Raw genomic sequence first — 18,170 nt, 5'->3', positions numbered from 1 at the left:
GTGCGGCGGGCGAGGCGACCGGCGCGTCGAACTGCCCGGCGCGGTGGGATCCGATGTGGCCTGGTGCGGAGCCCGGGCGAGGTGATGTCGCCCGGAGCCCCACCAGTGGGCCCGACCCACCGCCGGCGGCGGTACTGCGGCAGTGGACGGACTTCCGGAACTTCCGGTAAGGCCCTTCCGGTGGGTGCGCGGCCTGCCGCCCGGGGCGGTTGACGACGGGGCGGTCAGCAGGACCACCCCGTCGTCGGTCGGCGACTACTTCCGCGGCGACTGGACCGCGCGGGGCAGCACGTAGGGCGGACCCGCGAAGATCAGGTCGGCCTTCATCTCCTGGTACGCCCGCTTCGGCTGGTAGTTCTCGTCGTACACGGTGGCCAGGCCCTCCGGCGGGTCGGAGAACCAGCCCGGCACCCACGAGTGCCGGTCGGTGAAGCCCCAGAGGGTGAACGACAGGCAGTGCCGTTCGGCCAGGCAGGCCCGCAGCAGAATGCTGAAGTTCAACGCGGACGCCTGCAGTCGGGGGTTGATCTCGGCCTCGTCGCCCGCCTGGACCCCCGCGGTGAGCTGGCTGCGCACGTCGACCTCGGTGAACGCGGTGGCCAGACCCAGGCCCGCGAACTTCTTCAGCGCGTCGACGACCTGAAGGGTGTCGTAGTTGCCGTACTGGGTGCCCAGGTGGCCCTGGCTGCCGATGCCGTCGATCGGCACTCGCTTGGCCAGCAGGTCGCGGGCCATCTCGTACACGAACTGGGTCTTGTCGTCAGCAGCGTTGCCCGAGCCGAAGGCCTCGATGTTGTAGTCGTTGTAGAACAGCAGCGCCTTCGGGTCGGCGGCGCGGGCCCAACGGAAGGCGTCGGCGATGTAGTCGGGCCCCAGGTGCTCGGCCCAGAAGCCCTTGTAGTGCAGGGTCGACGGGGTGTCCCAGGGGTCGCTGACCGCCTCGTTGACGACGTCCCACTGCCAGATGCTGCCCTTGAAGTGGGTCACCACCTTGGTGATGTGGTCACGCAGGATCCCGCGCAGCTCCGCCTTGCTGATCGAGCCGTCCGCGACGCCGCTGGTCAGCCAGCCCGGCAGCTGGTTCTGCCAGACCAGCACGTGCCCGCGTACCCGCTGGTCGTGCTTGCGGGCGAAGGCGACGAGTTCGTCGGCCGGTCCCCAGTTGTAGTGGCCGCGGGTCGGCTCCAGGCTTTCCCACTTCATCGCGTTCTCGGCGGTGACAGTGGAGAACTCCGACCCGGTGAGCTCGCGGTAACGCGGGTCCGTGGCGTCGTGGAGGACGTCCATGTCGACCGCGGTGCCCAGGTACAGGCCGTGGTTCTTGGCCAGGTCGCGCAGGCTCTGCGCGGCGGGATCGTAGGGGCGGCCCGCCGTGGCGGGGGCGACGTTGAGGGTGGCGGCGGTCGCGACGGCGACCGCGCCGGCGGCGAGCCAGCGTCTCAGCTTCATGGTGTCCTTCCGGGAACGGGGTCGACAGGGTCGACGGCAGGGGAACGTGGGGTGGTGCGGGTGCCACCGGCGCGGACCGACGCCGGCGGCACCGGCCGGCTCGCCGATGTCGGGTCAGGACGGTCCACGTCGGTTTGCCGCGGATCAGTGTTCGACGTAGGTGGCGTGGTCGAAGTCGGCGTAGACGCCGTCGTTGCCGAGATCCTGCACCCACAGGCCGAGGAAGGCGCCGGTGAAACCCCAGGCCGCCGGCTCACCGGCGATGATCATCGCGGCGTGCTCGTCGGACAGGATCGTCGCGTCGAGTTCCACCGGCAGTTCCCGCCAGCCGGCACCGAGGTCGTAGCCGAAGCGCACCACCGGCCCGTCGAACTCGGCCCGCAGGCCGACGCGGGCGGCGTCGGCGACATCGACGGTGAGGTCCGGGTGGGCGGACCGCCGGCCCTGGTCGCTGCTGAGCAACTCCAGCACCGCCCGGCCGTCGTCGGCCCGGGTCAGGTAGAGGTAGTACCAGTTCATGGTGTTGTAGTAGGCCGTGAGGCCGGCCAGATGCCGGTGGTTGAGGGGATCGAACTCGACCACGGTCTCCAGCGTGCAGCGGGGCGCGCCGACCCGCCGGCCGACCAGGCTCGGTGTCTGCTTGCCGACCGGCGACTGTCCGCCGTACACACGCAGGTGTGACGGGCGCGTCCGCAGGTCGAGCCAGGTGGGGTCCGCCGGGCGGCGCAGCGTCGACCAGCACGCGGCCAGTTGGGGGGCGTCGAAGTGGTCGGTCGCGGGCTCGTCCGGCCAGGGGTGCGCGGGCAGGTCCGGTGCGGGAATGGCCTCGGCGGGCACCCCGCCGGGGACCTGGGGCCACTCGCCGATCGGCCAGTCGACCTTCTGGATCGCGGTTTCCCGGCCGAGCACGCAGTTGCCCAACGGCGAGTAGGGGCGCCCGACCAGGTGGGCCAGGTACCAGTCACCGTGCTGGGTCTCCACCAGGCTGCCGTGGCCGGCCTTCTGCAGCGGCAGCTCGGGACGGCCGACGGAGGTGAGCAGCGGACCGTTCGGGTCGGCCAGGTACGGGCCGTGCAGATGCCGTGACCGGGCGACGGTGACCTGGTGTTCCCAGCTGGTGCCACCCTCGGCGGTGACGAGCCAGTACCAGCCGTCCCGTTGGTAGAGGTGCGGTCCCTCGGTCAGGCCGGCCGAGGTGCCGCGGAAGATGATCCGGGGCTCGCCGACCAGCCGGTGCCGCTCGCGGTCGTAGCGTTGGATCTCGATGCCACCGAAGCGGTCACGCCCCGGCCGCCAGTCCGCGCTCATGCTCAGCAGCCAGGTACTGCCGTCGGAGTCGTGGAACAGCGAGGCGTCGAAGCCGTGCGCGTGCAGCTTCACCGGGTCCGACCATGGCCCGCTGATATCCGGGGCGGTGACCAGGTAGTTCTGCGGATCCCAGTAGCCGCTGGCGAAGCTGGCGACGTCGCTGTAGACGAGGTGGAAGAGGCCGTCGTGGTACGTCAGATCGGGTGCCCACACGCCGTTGGAGTCCCCGCAGCCGCGCAGGTCCAGCAGGCGACGGTTGGTGATGATGCCGCCCAGTGCGCGCCAGTGGACCAGGTCGCGGGAGCGGTGGATGCGGACGCCCGGGTACCACTCGAAGGTGGAGGTGGCCAGGTAGTAGTCGTCGTCCACCCGCAGAATCGACGGGTCCGGATGGAAGCCGGTGAGGACCGGGTTTCGGATCGACCGGGCGGTGGTGGCCACGTCTGCGGTCTCGGTCGACATGTACGGCTCCTTTGGTCGAGTCCTCCGACAGGCTTCCGGAAAGGATGGCCGGAAGTTTCAGAAATCCCGCCCACCGTATCGGTTCAGGTCGAGATTCGACAGAGCCTTGACCCGGAACGTGCCGCGTCATAACGTGCCCGCAACCAGACAGAAATACCGGCACCCGACCGAAAGTTCCGGGGTCGCGTTCCGCAGTCGAGCGCCTCGACGGCACGCGCGGGGAGGGAACATGGCCGCACCGGCCAGAGCAGGTGGACGCCGTCCGTGGGGCGGGCAGCCACCCGACACCCCACCCCTGCCGCGGCCGGGCCGGGGACATGCCCGTCGTGGGCTCGATCGATGACGAAAGGGCGACCCGTGGCCTCGGACGATTCCCGGAAAGTCACCATCGCGGCGATCGCGCGCCTGGCGGGCGTCTCGGTGCCCACGGTCTCGCGGGTGATCAACGGCCGTTCCGACGTCTCGCCGCAGACCCGGGAACGGGTGGAGGAGCTGCTCACTCGGCACGGCTACCGCCGGCGCCCGCCGAGCATGCGGGCCAGCTCCGGCCTGATCGACCTGGTCTTCAACGACCTGGACAGCCCGTGGGCGGTCGAGATCATCCGTGGGGTCGAGGACGTCGCGCACGCGGCGGGCATCGGCACCGTGGTGTCCGCGATCCACCGGCGCAGCTCGTCGGCCAAGCAGTGGCTGGACAACATGCGCACCCGCTCCACCGAGGGGGTCATCTTCGTGACCTCCACCCTCGAGCCGCCGTTGCAGGCCGAACTTCGCCGCCTCAACATCCCCGTCGTCATCGTCGACCCCACCGGGGTGCCCCCGCAGGAGGCGCCCACGATCGGCGCGACCAACTGGGTGGGCAGTCTGCGCGCCACCGAGTACCTGGTCGGTCTCGGTCACCGGCGGATCGGCTTCATCGCCGGGCCGCCGCAGCTGATGTGCAGCCGCGCGCGCCTCGACGGCTACCGGGCGGCGCTGGAGACCGCCGGCCTCAGCGTCGACGACAAGCTGATCTATCAGGGCAACTTCTATCACGAGGGCGGTTTCACCGGCGGCAACCATCTGCTGCGTCTGCCCGAACCGCCCACCGCCATCTTCGCCTCCAGCGACCAGATGGCCCTCGGTGTCTACGAGGCGGTACGGCAACGCGGCCTGCGGGTGCCCGACGACATCAGTGTCGTGGGCTTCGACGACCTGCCGGAGGTCCGGTGGTGCTCCCCGCCGCTGACCACCGTCCGGCAGCCCCTTGCCGAGATGGGCCTGCTCGCCGCTCGAACGGTCCTGCGGCTGGCGCAGGGCGAGCGGATCGAGAGCCCGCGGGTGGAGCTGGCGACCGAGCTCATCGTCCGCGACAGCGCCGCCTCGTTGGTCGCCTGATTCCCGATGGAGCGGCGAGGATCGTCCTGGTCACGGGTGGGGGCGGCAGGATGCGCGGATGACCAGCTCGGTGGGCAGCTGGATGTGGGTGTCGCGCTCGACGCCGCCGATCAGGTCGATGAGCAGGCGCAGCGCCTCGGCGCCCATCCGTTGCAGCGGTTGCATGATCGTCGTGAGCGGCGGGTTGACCAGCGCCGACTCCGGGACGTTGTCGAAGCCGATCACGGAGAGGTCGTCGGGCACCGTGAGGCCCATGCTTTGGGCGGTGGCCATCGTGGAGATCGCCGAGAGATCGTTTCCCGCGAAGATCGCGGTCGGCCGGTCGGGGAGCGTGAGCAGCTCCGCGGCGGTGCCGGCGGCGCTCTCGATCCGGAATCCGCCGATGCGTACGAGCCGCTCGTCCACCGGCACGCCGGCGTCGGCCATGGCCTTGCGGAAGCCGGCCTCGCGCAGGCGTGCCGACTCGAGGTCGGGGCGGCCGCTGATGTGCCCGATCCGGCGGTGGCCGAGACCGAGCAGGTAGTTGGTCGCGAGCACGGCGCCGGCGAAGTTGTCGGAGTCGACGGTGGGCAGGCCGGACGGGCCCGTGTGGGGGTCGACGGCCACCACGTGGAAGCCGTGCTTGGTCTCGACCACGGTCGGCGTGACGATCACGGCCCCGTCGATGAGTGTTCCCGACAGGCGGGCCAGCGACCGCCGTTCCCAGCCTATGGCCGCGCCTTCGCCGTCGCCGCTGGAGTAGGCCAGCAGTTGGTAGCCGCTGCCGGCGACCTCCCGGGAGGCCCCCTTGAGCAGTTCGGTCGAGAACGGCTCGAACTCGGCGACCAGGATGCCCAGCACGTTCGTGCGGTGGCTGCGCAGGCTCTGCGCGCCCAGGCTGGCCTCGTACCCGAGCTCGCGAATGACCTGCTGGACGCGCGCTGCGGTCGCCTGCGCGACGCCGTATCGCCCGTTGACAACCTTGGACACGGTTGCCACGGAGACGCCGGCGGTACGCGCCACGTCCGACATCTTCACGCGCTGGGGAAACACCACGCCGACGATGATAGAGGCCCTCGAGCCGCAGGCCACCGGCCGAGTCGAAAACGTTATCGATACCGATTGACATCGAGTTACACGGCTGTAAAACTCCCCGTCAGGCCGAGTACCGCGACTGCTAGTCGAGGAGAAATCAATGGCGATGAAGCGCCGCACCGGCGCCGTCCTAGCGCTGATCGCGACCAGCGCGCTCCTTGCCGCCGGCTGTAACAGCGGCGACAAGGAAGAAGCGTCCAACGCGAGCGAGCTCTACAAGAACCCGGTGACCCTGACCTGGTGGCACAACGCCTCGCAGGACGGGCCTGGCAAGACTTACTGGGAGAAGGTCGCCAAGGACTTCTCCGCCCTCCACCCGACCGTCAAGATCGAGATCGAGGCGATCGAGACGAACCAGCTCCAGCGCACCCGGCTCCCTGCCGCGCTGCTGACCAGCGACCCGCCGGACATCTTCCAGGCGTGGGGCGGTGGCGAGATCCGCGAGCAGGTGGAGGCCGACTACCTCAAGGACATCACCGACCAGGTCAAGGGCGAGGTTGCCAACATCGGCAGCGCGGCCGAGATCTGGCAGGTCGACGGCAAGCAGTACGGTCTGCCGTTCCGGATGGGCATTGAGGGCATCTGGTACAACAAGGACATGTTCGAGAAGGCGGGCATCGCGGCTCCGCCGACCACGTTCGATGAGCTCAACGACGCGGTCGCGAAGCTCAAGGCCATCAACGTCATCCCGATCGCCGTTGGCGCCGGTGACAAGTGGCCGGCCGCGCACTGGTGGTACAACTTCGCGCTGCGCGACTGCTCGACCGACACCTTGAAGAAGGCGTCCAAGGACCGCGTCTTCGACGACCCGTGCTTCGTGAAGGCCGGCGAGGACCTGAAGAAGTTCATCGACACCAAGCCGTTCCAGCCCAACTTCATCGCCACGCCGGGCCAGAACGACCCGACCAGCGCGAACGGTCTGCTCGCCAACGGCAAGGCCGCGATGGAGCTCATGGGTGACTGGAACAAGGGCACCCTGGAGACCGTCGCCGCGGACAAGGCGGCCCTGGCCAAGTTCCTCGGCTGGTTCCCCGTGCCGGCGATCGCCGGTTCCGCCGGTGACCCGAAGGCGGCCCTGGGCGGCGGTGACGGGTTCTCCTGCGCCAAGAACGCCCCGGCCGAGTGCGTGGAGTTCCTCAAGTACATCGTCAGCCCCGAGGTGCAGAAGGGCTACGCCGAGACCGGCACCGGCCTGCCCGTCGCCAAGGGCGCGGAAGGCGGCGTCTCGGACCCGGCCCTGAAGTCCATCCTGGAGGCCACGTCCAGCGCGACCTACGTGCAGCTCTGGCTGGACACGGCCTACGGCAGCACCGTCGGCAACGCGATGAACGACGGGATCGTCGCCATCTTCGCGGGCACCGGCAAGCCTGACCAGGTCGTCTCGGCAATGAAGTCGGCCGCGAGCAAGTGACCTCCACCCACCCAACCCTGAACCCCGCCGGCGGCGCGGACGCGCCGCCGGCGGGCTTCCGGCGCGCCGGACGTTCGTCCTCCCGCGCGGCCGGAACCCGACGCAAGTGGTACGAGATCATCGGGCTCACCACCCCGGCGATCGCCGTGTACGTGATGTTCGTGCTGGTACCGATGGGCTTCGCGGTCTACTACAGCCTGTTCCGTTGGCGCGGGGTCGGCCCGCCTACCGAGTACGTCGGTTTCAACAACTACAAGCTCGCCTTCCAGGACCCGATCTTCCTCGACGCGTTGCGCAACAACGCCCTCATTGTCTTCGGGTCGCTGCTGATCCAGGGTCCCATCGCCCTGGGCATCGCGCTGCTGCTCAACCGCCGCTTCCGCGGGCGCGGCCTGTTCCGCCTGCTGGTGTTCGTGCCCTACGTGCTCGCCGAGGTCACCGTCGGCATCATGTGGAAGCTGATCCTCACCGACGGCGGCTCGTTCGACGCGTTGCTGCAGTCGCTGGGAATGGGCAGCATGGTGCAGGCGTGGCTGGCCGACCTCGACGTCGTCATCTGGACGATGCTGTTCGTCCTCACCTGGAAGTACGTCGGCTTCGCCATCATCCTTCTGCTCGCCGGCCTGTCGAACGTGCCGCACGAGCTGACCGAGGCCGCCGCGATCGACGGCGCCAGCTGGTGGCAGATCCAGCGCCACATCACGCTCCCGCTGCTGGGCCCTACGATCCGGATCTGGATGTTCCTGTCGATGATCGGTTCGCTGCAGGTCTTCGACGTGATCTGGGTGACCTCGGTGCCCGCGGTACGGTCGCTCGGCGCGTCCGCCACCATGGCCACGTACATGGTGGACAACGGCTTCTTCGCCCGGCTGTGGGGCTACGGCAACGCGATCGCCGTGATCCTCTTCGTCATCTCGTTCGTCGCGGCGCTGCTGTTCCAGCGCTTCCTGCTGCGTCGTGACCTCCAGGGCGCCACCACCGGAAGGGTGAACTGACCGTGGCCGCGAACACCGTTCTCTCCCGGCCCGCCGATCGCCGCCCGGTGCCGTGGAGCACACCGCTGACCTACGCGCTGGCGCTCGCGGTCGCGGCCGTGTCGATCGCTCCGGTGCTCTACGTGATCATCGGTGGCTTCCGGACCACCCCGCAGATCGTCGCGGACCCGGCCGGGATGCCCGATCCCTGGGTCTGGGAAAACTACGCCAGGGTGCTGACCCAGAGCAACTTCTGGCAGCAGGCGTTCAACAGCGCGGTGATCGCCCTGGGCACGACGCTCAGCGTCGTCGTGCTCGGGGTCTGCGCCGCGTTCGTGCTCGCCCGGTACACCTTCCGCGGGCGGGAGGGGCTCTACACCTTCTTCACCCTCGGGCTGCTCTTCCCGGCCGGGGCGGCGATCCTGCCGCTCTACCTCATGCTGCGCGACCTGAACCTGACCAACTCCTACTACGCCGTGATCCTCCCGCAGGTCGCCTTCTCGTTGCCGTTGACGATCGTGATCCTGCGTCCCTTCCTGTCGGCCATCCCCCGCGAGTTGGAGGACGCCGCCGCGATCGACGGCACCGGCCGGCTCGGCTTCCTCTGGCGCATCGTGCTGCCGCTGTCGCGGCCCGCGCTCGTCACCGTCGGGGTCCTCGCGTTCGTGGCAAGCTGGAACGCGTTCCTCCTGCCTCTGCTCGTCCTCGGCGACGTCAACCTGCACACCCTGCCGCTGGGCGTGCAGAACTTCTCAAGCCAGTACACCACCGACACGGCGGGCGTCCTCGCCTTCACGTCGCTGGCGATGCTGCCGGCACTGCTTTTCTTCACGTTCGCCGAGAAGCAGATCGTCGGTGGCCTGCAGGGCGCGGTCAAGGGCTGACCGACAGCGGTACCAGCACAACCAAAGGAAAGGCACAGCATGACTGAGGTCCACGGGGCGGTGGACCGGCCGGCGCAGGCCGGTCCGGTCCACGACCGGCCGGACGGGCAGGACGGCGAGGCTCGCGTACGTGAGCTGCTCGGGCGGATGACGATCGAGGAGAAGGTCGCACAGCTCGTCGGGTTCTGGGAGAAGGAGGACGGTGAGGCCGTCGCACCCTTGCAGGGCGAGTTCGGCGACGTCGTCAAGCTCGAGGATTTCTCCCGGCACGGTCTCGGGCATCTCACCCGGGCCTACGGCACCCGCCCGGTCGAGGCCGCGGCGCGCGCGTCGTGGTTGTGGAAGTTCCAGTCGGACCTGGTGACGGGCACCAGGCTCGGCATACCGGCGATCGTCCACGAGGAGTGCCTCACCGGGCTCTCGGCGTGGAAGGCGGCCACCTTCCCCACACCACTGGCCTGGGGGGCCGCGTTCGATCCCGAACTCGTCACCGAGATGGCCGCGGCCATCGGGGCCTCGATGCGGGACCTGGGCATCCACCAGGGGCTCGCCCCGGTGCTCGACGTGATCCGTGACCCGCGCTGGGGCCGGGTCGACGAGTGCATCGCCGAAGACCCCTACCTGGTCGGGACCGTCGGCACGTCGTACGTGCGTGGCCTGCAGTCCCAGGGGGTGCACGCCACCCTGAAGCACTTCGCCGGCTACTCCGCCTCACGTGCCGGGCGCAACTTCGCCCCGGTCCACGCCGGCCCGCGGGAACTCGCCGACGTGCTGTTCATCCCGTTCGAGATGGCCATCCTCGACGGCAACGCGCGCTCCGTCATGCACTCCTACGCCGAGATCGACGGCGTGCCCGTCGCCGCCGATCCGACGATGCTGACCGGCGTGCTGCGGGACAGGTGGGCCTTTGACGGCACGGTGGTGGCCGACTACTACGGGGTGGCGTTCCTGAACCTGCTGCACCACGTGGCGGGTGACCACGCGGAGGCGGCCGGGCAGGCGCTGACCGCCGGTGTCGACATCGAACTGCCGACCGGCGACGCCTACCTGACCCTGCGGGAGACGGTGCGGGCCGGCAAGCTCGACGAGGCGCTCATCGACCGGGCCGTGCTGCGGGTCCTGCGCCAGAAGCTGGACCTCGGGCTGCTCGACGCCACCTTCACGGACGAGCCGCCCCAGGCGGTCGACCTCGACTCGCCCGAGCACCGGTCGATCGCCCGCCGCCTCGCGGAGAAGTCGATCGTCCTGGTCGCCAACCGGGACATGCTGCCGCTGGCCCCGGGCCGGCGCGTGGCGGTCATCGGCCCGAACGCCGACCGCCAGGGCGCGCTCTTCGGGTGCTACTCCTTCCTCAACCACGTGCTCGTCCAGCACCCCGACGTGGACACCGGCATCGAGGTGCCGACGGTTCTCGACGCGATGCGGGACGAGTTCGGCGCCGATCACATCATCCTGGCGCGAGGCTGCGACGTGGACAGCGACGACCGGTCCGGATTCGACGAGGCCGTCGCCACGGCATCCGCCGCCGACGTCGCCGTACTGGTCGTCGGCGACCACGCCGGCCTCTTCGGGCGCGGCACGGTCGGCGAAGGCTGTGACCGCGACGACCTGGAACTGCCCGGGGTCCAGCGCGAGCTCATCGAGACGGTACTGGCGACGGGCACGCCGGTCGTCCTCGTGCTGCTCACCGGCCGGCCGTACGCGGTCGACTGGGCGCTGGCGCGGTGCGCGGCCGTGGTGCAGGCGTTCTTCCCGGGGGAGGAGGGCGCCGGCGCGATCGCGGGCGTGCTCTCCGGGCGGGTAAACCCGTCGGGCAAGCTGCCGGTCAGCCTGCCCACCTCCGCGGGGGCACAGCCGTACTCGTACCTGCATCCCACGCTCGGCGAGGGAAACGAGGTGACCAACCTGTCGTCGACGCCCGCGGCGCCGTTCGGCCACGGCCTGTCCTACAGCACGTTCGAGCACGCCGGACTGACCGTGCCCGCCACGGTGCCGACCGACGGGGCGCTGCCGGTGACCGTACGCGTGACGAACACCGGCGCGGTCGCCGGCGACGACGTGGTCCAGCTCTACGGCCGCGACCTGGTGGCCTCGGTGACCCGACCGGTGGCGCAGCTGCTCGGATACCGGCGGGTCCACCTGGAGCCGGGCCAGTCCGTCACGGTCGAGCTGACGGTGCCCACCACCCGCCTGGCCTTCGCCGACCGCACGCTCACCCGGGTCGTGGAGCCCGGCGACGTCGAACTCTGGGTCGGTACGAGCGCCCAGCGGGACACGCAGGCGTCGACCACGTTGGTCGGTGACACCGTGCCGGTCACCAACGCCTCCGCGCGCTGGACGACGTCCGAGCTCAGCTGAGCGAGGAGGTCGAGAAGGTCCGCCGGCCGTCCTCTGGGGACGGCCGGCGGACCCTTTCCGTCTGGTCCCGAGGCCGGCTCAGTGGATCTGGCGGCCGTGGGCGTCCGGCACCCCCGACTTGCGGAAGAAGTACGTGTTGATCTGGTCCCGCCACTCCGTCGCGCACCGCACCTGCTCGTCGAGGCGCTCCCGCACCCGCTCGTGCACGCCCGGATCGACCACTCCGGCGAGCCGCTCCCAGCGCTGACGCATCGCCACCACCTCCTCCACCCCGGCGAAGTGGGTGTCGTAGATGTGCTGGATGACGGACGACCCGCTGTGCAGCACATGCCCGTAGGGGACGTGGTGGAGGAAGAGCAGCAGCTCGTCCGGGCACGACTCGACCGACTCGTACACGTCGCGCCAGGGCAGCGGGAACTGGCCGGTGAATCCGGTGCCCGAGGCCCGGGTCCGGTCGACGCCGACGCCGTCCCGGTCGGCGAAGTGATAGGTGCCCCACCTGCTGTACTCGTACCCGTCAACGTCGGGTCCGTAGTGATCGCCGGGATGGACCATGAATCCGACGCCCAGCGGCGCCGTGTACCGCTCGTAGGTCCGCCAGGAGTCGTTCATGATCGTGTGCAGGGTCCGGCGTACCAGCCCGAAGCCGCCCGGCGCCGACGCCGCGAAGGTGAGCTCGATCCACTCGTCGAGCACCGCCACCGGGTCCAGCCGGGGGTCCCAGGCCAGCCGGCCGAAGGCGTACAGGTTCGCCTGGGCCAGCGGGTGCCCGGTCCAGAACCGGTCGTCGCCCACGTTCGAGACCGCGACCAGGCCACCGCCGTCGACGGAAGCGCTGCCGTCCGTCGCGTCGCCCGCCGAACCGCCGGCCGCCACAGCGGCCACGGTCGGCCCGTCCTCGCCCCACGGCGCGAACCCGAGCACCTCGCTCCACCAGGGGGCCAGGTAGCAGACGTGGCGCTGCTGGCCCGTGTACTCCTGGGTCACCTGCAGCTCCACCGCCAGGCGCGTGCCGGGCATGGCCGCGATCACCGGGGAGACCGGCTCCCGGGTCTGGAAATCCATCGGACCGTGCTTGACCTGCAGGATCACGTTGTCCCGGAACTGGCCGTCCAGCGGTACGAAGTGGTCATGGGCGGCGCGGGCCCGGTCGGTCGACCGGTCGCGCCAGTCCTGCCGATGGTTGTAGACGAAGGCGCGCCAGTGCACCAGACCCCCGAACGGGGCCAACGCGTCGGCGAGGACGTTCGCGCCGTCGGCATGGCTGCGCCCGTACCCGAACGGGCCCGGCTGCCCTTCGGAGTCCGCCTTCACCACGTAGCCGCCGAAGTCGGGGACGCTCTCGTACACCCGCTTGGTGGCATCGGCCCACCATCCCCGCACGCCGTCGTCCAGCGGATCCGCGGTCGGCAGGCCGCCGAGGGTGACGGGCGCGGCGAAGCTCACCGACAGGTGCACCCGGATCCCGTACGGCCGTAGGACGTCCGCGATCGCGGCGACGTCGTTGAGCCGGTCGGTCAGCAGTCGCGCCTCGGTGCCGTGCACGTTCACGTTGTTCACCGAGACCGCGTTGACGCCGCAGGCGGCCAGCAGCCGTGCGTAGGCCCCGACCCGGGTCAGGTCCTCCCGCCGCGCGCCGTCCTGCCAGAAGATCGATCCGCCTGAGTAGCCGCGCTCGACCTGCCCCATCACCGGGTGCACGTCGAGGTTGTCCCAGTGGTCGAGCATGCGCAGCCGCATCGTCGGACGGTGCAGCTCCATCGGGCGGGTGAGCCCGAACGCCGACTCGCCGAGCCGGACCAGGTGGAACAGGCCGTAGAGCAGCCCGGCGGGCGCCTCGGCCAGCACCACCGTGACCTCGGTGTGCCGGGCCAGCAGGAAACCCTCCTCGCCGAGCGCGCCCGCCCCGTGCCGCCGCCGGTACACGACGTCGACCGCCGCCGCGGCGATCGGCAGGAGACCGGCCGGGACCAGCGCGAGCACCAGATCGAACGAGGTGCCGGCGGCCGACCGGTCGTCGGACGGCCGCGCGTCCGGCCGGGGGTGCGGCTGGTCCATGCTGCCGCCGTACCGGGCGCAGGCGTGGGCTATCTCGTCGCGTACCGTGTCGACGATCGTGCCCTCGCCGCAGACCAGACTGCGGCGCGAACCGAGGGCACGGAACGCCTCCGGCGGCAGCCAGGCGGCGTGGACGTCGTTCGGCAGTACGGTGTTCACAGGACCTCCCGATCGAGTGGGTCGATCACGCGGACCTCAGCCGTCCTCACGCACGACCATGACTCCCCGCGGGTCGAGCCGGACCAGCTGGCCCCCCTCGACCCGGTCGCCGGTCAGCAGGTCGACCCCGCTGGCGCACGCGGTCACCTCGACGGTGTCCGCGCGGTGGTTGAGCAGGAAACGCAGTCGCACCCCGTCGGGGGTGACCCGGACGGCGGTCTCCAGGTCCGGCACCTCCGCGTACGGGCCGGCCAACTGGTGCCGGTCGAGGACCTGGTGGAGCACCCAGGAGATGCCCTCCTGATCCAGCCCCGCCGCGACGTACCAGCCCTCGCCGTCGCCGACGATGTTCCTGGTGACGGCGGGGGTGCCGGCGTAGAAGTCGGCCTGGTACGTGCCGACCACCTCCGCGCCCTGGGGGATCACCAGCTCGAACAGCAGCCGGGAGGTCACCTCGACCTGGTCGGTGCCCGCCCTCAGCAGCACCGGGTTGGCGAACTCCGGTCCGCGGGCGTCCCATTCGTCGACGCGTACGCCCGTCAGTTCACCGAGCGGGCCGGGCACGTCCATCAGGAAGGCGTTGTCGTTCTCGTCCACCCGTCCGGAGAGGAAGGTGGTGACCACCGACCCGCCCCGGGCGGCCACCTCCGCCAGCCGGCCCGGCAGGTCGCCCTTGAGCATGTGCAGCGCCGGCGCGACGACCACGTCGTAGCGGGACAGGTCCGCGGTCACCGCGACCACGTCGACGTCGACCCCCGCGTCCCAGAGTGCCCGGTGGTACGCCAGGACGACCTGCTGGTAGCGCACCAGGCGGGATGGGCCGTCGGAGATCTCCAGCGCCCACCAGCTGTCCCAGTCGAACAGCAGCGCCACCCGCGCCGGGGTCCGCGCGCCCAATGTCGCCCCGCCGAGGCGGTCGAACTCCGCGCCGAGCTGCGCGACCTCCCGGAATACCCGGGTGTCGGCCCGGCCGGCGTGACCGATGACCGCGCCGTGGTATTTCTCGCTGGCCCCGCGGGAGGCCCGGAGCTGGAAGAACAGCACCGCGTCGGCGCCGTGTGCCACCGCCTGCCAGCTCCACAACCGCATTACCCCGGGCCGTTTCAGCGGGTTGACGTCGCGGCAGGCGGTGTGGCTCGGGGTCTGCTCCATCAACCAGAACGGCTGGCCGTCCTTGAGGCCCCGCATCAGGTCGTGGCTCAGCGCCATCCACGCCGGGGAGTCGTCGTTCGGGGGGTAGTTGTCCCACGAGGCGAAGTCGAGATGCGGTGCCCAGCGGTGATAGTCGATCGGGCGGTACATGCCCATGAAGTTGGTCGTGACCGGCACGTCCGGGCTGGACTCGCGGATCGCCACCTTCTCGTCGAGGAAGTTGGCCAGCATCGCGTCGGAGGAGAAGCGGAGGTAGTCGAGGGTGATGCCCTGGAAGGCGGTGTGATCGGGGCCGCGCCAGTGCTCGGTGAGGGCCGACGGCGGTTCGATCTGGTCCCAGTCGGTGAAGGTGTGTGACCAGAAGGTGGTGTACCAGGCCGTGTTCAGCGCCTCCAGGCTGCCGTAGCGGCGGCGCAGCCAGTCCCGGAAGCCCGCGGCGCACAACTCGCAGTAGCAGGCGCCGCCGTACTCGTTGCCGACGTGCCAGGCCACGATCGACGGGTTGGCCGCGTACCGGGCGGCGACGCGGCGGGCCAGCTCGGCGGAGAGCCGGCGGAACACCGGGGAGCTGGGGCAGGAGTTGTGCCGCTGCCCGTACCCGTGCCGGCGCCCCTCGAAGTCGACGCGGGTGACCTCTGGATGGAGGCGGGCCAGCCACGGCGGGTGGGCCGCCGTCCCGGTCGCCAGGCAGATCTTGCGGCCCTCGGCGGTGGCCCGCTCGACGATCCGGTCCAGCAGCGAGAAGTCGTAGACGTCCGGGGCCGGCTGGGTCAGCGCCCAGTCGAAGACGCCGAGCGTGACGGTGTCGATCCGGGCGAGCTCGAAGAGTTCGTAGTCCTGTTTCCACACCGGCTCGGGCCACTGCTCGGGGTTGTAGTCGCCCCCGAAGGGCACCTTGGCGACCACTGGCAGGCTCATGCCGGCACTCCGCTTCGCTGCGTGCCGTCATGAGGCACCACAGCGCTGTGTTGATGATTCGCTCGCTGTCGCTTGCTCATGCCGGCACTCCGCTTCGCTGCGTGCCGTCATGAGGCACCACAGCGCTGTGTTGATGATTCGCTCGCTGTCGCTTGCTCATGCCACGAAATCCTTGCGGATGGTGGTGATCATCGGGCGGCTGCCGGTCAGCAGGGCCAGCGCCAGGACCGCGCCCAGCGCCGCGACCACCGCCTCTGAGGTGAGCACGGTCAGGGCGGCGACCGCGACCAGCAGGCCGGCGTTGCCGAGGGTGACCGAGGGGGTGTGGACGAGGAAGTACCGGGCCAGCCGCAGCACGTCGCGGAACCGGAAGGAGAACAGTGACGTGATCACCAGCGCGTTGACCCCGACCAGGGTCACGCCGGCCCCGACCAGCACGAGCGGCACCGCCCACCAACCGGGGACGCCCGCGGCCGGCAGGTGGGCGAGGTTCACCGCGATGACGGCCAGCCACAGCAGCAGCGGGACCCAGATCCGCAGGACGTCGACGACGTTGGCTCGGTAGCCGCGCCAGAAGGCGCGCGCCGGGTGCAGCTCCGTCAGGTCAGGACGCTGATGGTGCAGCGCGTACAGGGCGGCGGACCCGGCCGGGCCGAGCGGCAGCGCGCAGGCCGCGACCAGCGGGAGGTTGCTGGCGTCCCGTTCCAGCAGCATCAGCGCGACCAGGCCGGGCGCGGTGGTGACCAGGAACAGCACCTCGACCACCAGCACGGTGTAGATCTGCGACGCGGCGCGGGACAGCGGCCCGTCGCCGAACTGGCGTCGCGCTCCGAGGACGTTGCTCACGCCGCCTCCTTGTCGGTCCCGCCGCCGCGCGGTGGCGCGTCGCCGGGGGTACGGCCGAGCAGCCGGTCGTCGTCCCACCATGGTGGGGTCTCGTCGACCACCGCGGTCAGCTCGGCCAGGGTCACCTCGTGCCGGGACAGGTGCAGGTCCAGTTCGACCCGGCCGCCCTCGATCGGCAGTCGGGCGTGTCGCCGGACCGGCTCGGCGGCCTCCCGCAGGTTGTCCAGCTGGCGGTCGGTGGGGGAGGCTGGGCGGCCCATCTCGCACCACGCCGTCCAGGCGTTGCCCTCCTCCTCGTTCACCGACGAGCGCAGCAGGAACGCGGCGCCCGCCGGGGCCGTACCCACGGGCAGCGACAGGCGCACGGTGTGCCGCTCCGGGCCCGGGCTGTCTCCGGTGGCGTCCACCGGCGCCCAGGCCAGCACGGCGACCCGGCCGGTGGCGTCCCGGGTGATCAGGTGGTCCGCGCCGCGGGCGAGGACCTCGTCGCCGAGGCGGGCCATGAACGCGTACAGATGGTAGGTGGGCTTCTTGATCTGGCGGTGGGTGAGCAGGCCGAACCCGCCGTGGAACAGCGAGGCCGGCACCCCCTCCTCCTCGAACATGTCGCTGAAGGTCCAGTAGGAGAAGGAGTCGACGAGATCGCCGCCTGCGGCCACCACCGGGGCCAGGTACGCGGCGTTGAAGGCGGTGTCGTGGACCCGGTTGTCGGGCCGGTAGGAGGAGTTGAACTCGGTGATGTGCACCGGCAGCTCCGCCAGCGAGCTGCCCTGCAGGTGCCGTCGCGGGCTGGCGAACTGGTCCAGCAGGCTGGACGCGGGCATCAGGGTCTGGTGGGTGCCGAACGGCACGTGCTGGGCGGGTCCGGAGGTGTACGCGTGCCGGCTGACGAAGTCGACCGGCACCGAGCGGGCGGTGACGAACTCGGCGAACGGCATCAGCCACTCGTCCGAGCCGGGGGAGATGGCCGGGCCGCCGACCTGGAGCGCGGCGTCCACCTCCTTGACCGCCTGCGCGGTCACCTCGTAGAGCCGGTGGTAGGCGTCCTGGTCGGCGTTCTGCCAGAACACCGTGAGGTTGGGCTCGTTCCACACCTCGATCGGCCAGGTGCGTACCTCGTCGAGCCCGTAGCGATCGACGAGGTGACGCAGGGTGGCCCGGACCAGGTCGGCCCACTCCGTCCAGGACTTCGGCGGGGTGACGTTGCCGCGCCACCAGAAGATGGTCTGACCTCCGGAGGCGAGAGCGGCGGGCATGAAGCCCAGCTCCAGGAAGGGCCGGATGCCGAGTTCGAGGTAGGCGTCGATCACCTGGTCGACATACGTGAACGCGTACCGCACCCGGCGTGACCCCTGGTGTTCGTAGGGCCGGTAGACGCCGGTGCCGTCGCTGAACAGCCCGTGCCCACGGATGTGCCGGAAGCCGATCTCCCGCTGGACCAGGGCCAATGATTCCTGGTAGTCACGCCGGAGCGCCAGCTCGAACCGGCCCGTGCCGACGCAGGCCCGCCACGCGTCGGTCAGCCGGCCCGTGGCCTGCTCCGGTACGACGATCCGCATTACGTTCCTCTCCTCCGACCGGGCCCTTGCCGGCCGGTCCTGCCACCGCGGTGGGGGGCCGCGCCCCGCCCCCCCCCCCCCCCGGGGGGGCCGGGGGGGGGGGGGGGGCGCGGGGGCGGGGGGTTTGGTGGGGGAGGGAGGTGGGCCCAGGTTTTTCGGGTTGTGGGGGGGCAGTCTGGGG

At 70.6% G+C, this 18,170-nt stretch carries 12 protein-coding genes; 5 read left to right on the top strand and 7 right to left on the bottom strand.

The features are described 5' to 3' along the window. Positions 1-255: 255 nt before the first annotated feature. Positions 256-1,449 carry an endo-1,4-beta-xylanase gene (locus ACIRG9_RS14190; RefSeq protein WP_402854884.1) on the bottom strand — a complete coding sequence of 398 codons (1,194 nt, stop codon included), beginning with the start codon at positions 1,447-1,449 and terminating at the stop codon, positions 256-258. Between the two features lie 144 nt (positions 1,450-1,593). Next, the gene (locus tag ACIRG9_RS14185) at positions 1,594-3,219 is read right to left on the bottom strand and encodes a glycoside hydrolase family 43 protein (RefSeq protein WP_402854883.1); all 1,626 of its coding nucleotides are present in this window, start codon (positions 3,217-3,219) and stop codon (positions 1,594-1,596) included. Positions 3,220-3,576: 357 nt separating this feature from the next. On the opposite strand from ACIRG9_RS14185, the gene ACIRG9_RS14180 reads away from it, so the two are divergent. Continuing rightward, positions 3,577-4,596: a LacI family DNA-binding transcriptional regulator gene (locus tag ACIRG9_RS14180; RefSeq protein ID WP_402854882.1), complete on the top strand. Its 1,020-nt coding sequence runs from the start codon at positions 3,577-3,579 to the stop codon at positions 4,594-4,596. Positions 4,597-4,626: 30 nt separating this feature from the next. Here ACIRG9_RS14180 and ACIRG9_RS14175 read toward each other — a convergent pair whose 3' ends face one another. After that, positions 4,627-5,631 (bottom strand): LacI family DNA-binding transcriptional regulator, encoded by a 1,005-nt coding sequence (locus tag ACIRG9_RS14175; protein WP_402854881.1) that lies wholly within the window; start codon positions 5,629-5,631, stop codon positions 4,627-4,629. A 139-nt stretch (positions 5,632-5,770) separates the two neighbouring features. Here ACIRG9_RS14175 and ACIRG9_RS14170 point away from each other — a divergent pair, with 139 nt between their 5' ends. From ACIRG9_RS14170 to ACIRG9_RS14155, 4 genes are read left to right on the top strand one after another with little or no spacing between them, the layout of a single operon-like run. Beyond that, positions 5,771-7,081, top strand: a complete 1,311-nt coding sequence (locus ACIRG9_RS14170) for an ABC transporter substrate-binding protein (protein WP_402854880.1) — start codon at positions 5,771-5,773, stop codon at positions 7,079-7,081. Beyond that, a complete protein-coding gene (locus ACIRG9_RS14165; RefSeq protein ID WP_402854879.1) occupies positions 7,078-8,076 on the top strand; it encodes a carbohydrate ABC transporter permease in 999 nt (332 codons plus the stop codon). Before ACIRG9_RS14170 ends, ACIRG9_RS14165 begins: the two co-directional genes overlap by 4 nt. Next, entirely contained in the window at positions 8,073-8,939 is an 867-nt protein-coding gene (locus ACIRG9_RS14160; RefSeq protein WP_402854968.1) for a carbohydrate ABC transporter permease, read from the top strand. The genes ACIRG9_RS14165 and ACIRG9_RS14160 overlap by 4 nt, the downstream gene beginning before the upstream one ends. 39 nt (positions 8,940-8,978) lie before the next feature. Continuing rightward, positions 8,979-11,297, top strand: a complete 2,319-nt coding sequence (locus ACIRG9_RS14155; RefSeq protein ID WP_402854878.1) for a glycoside hydrolase family 3 N-terminal domain-containing protein — start codon at positions 8,979-8,981, stop codon at positions 11,295-11,297. A gap of 78 nt (positions 11,298-11,375) precedes the next feature. On the opposite strand, the gene ACIRG9_RS14150 is transcribed toward ACIRG9_RS14155, so the two are convergent. The 4 genes from ACIRG9_RS14150 to ACIRG9_RS14135 form a co-directional block, all read right to left on the bottom strand. Then, entirely contained in the window at positions 11,376-13,514 is a 2,139-nt protein-coding gene (locus tag ACIRG9_RS14150; protein WP_402854876.1) for an alpha-glucuronidase, read from the bottom strand. A 36-nt stretch (positions 13,515-13,550) separates the two neighbouring features. Then, positions 13,551-15,584 carry a beta-galactosidase gene (locus ACIRG9_RS14145; protein WP_402854874.1) on the bottom strand — a complete coding sequence of 678 codons (2,034 nt, stop codon included), beginning with the start codon at positions 15,582-15,584 and terminating at the stop codon, positions 13,551-13,553. A 156-nt stretch (positions 15,585-15,740) separates the two neighbouring features. Next, the gene (locus tag ACIRG9_RS14140; RefSeq protein WP_402854872.1) at positions 15,741-16,430 is read right to left on the bottom strand and encodes a hypothetical protein; all 690 of its coding nucleotides are present in this window, start codon (positions 16,428-16,430) and stop codon (positions 15,741-15,743) included. Next, positions 16,427-17,989 (bottom strand): xylan 1,4-beta-xylosidase, encoded by a 1,563-nt coding sequence (locus tag ACIRG9_RS14135; protein ID WP_402854870.1) that lies wholly within the window; start codon positions 17,987-17,989, stop codon positions 16,427-16,429. The genes ACIRG9_RS14140 and ACIRG9_RS14135 overlap by 4 nt, the downstream gene beginning before the upstream one ends. Positions 17,990-18,170: the final 181 nt, after the last annotated feature.

It is taken from the genome of Micromonospora sp. NPDC093277, assembly GCF_044765245.1.
In the GTDB taxonomy this organism is placed as follows: domain Bacteria; phylum Actinomycetota; class Actinomycetes; order Mycobacteriales; family Micromonosporaceae; genus Micromonospora.
This window is presented reverse-complemented; position numbering and strand designations above follow the sequence as displayed.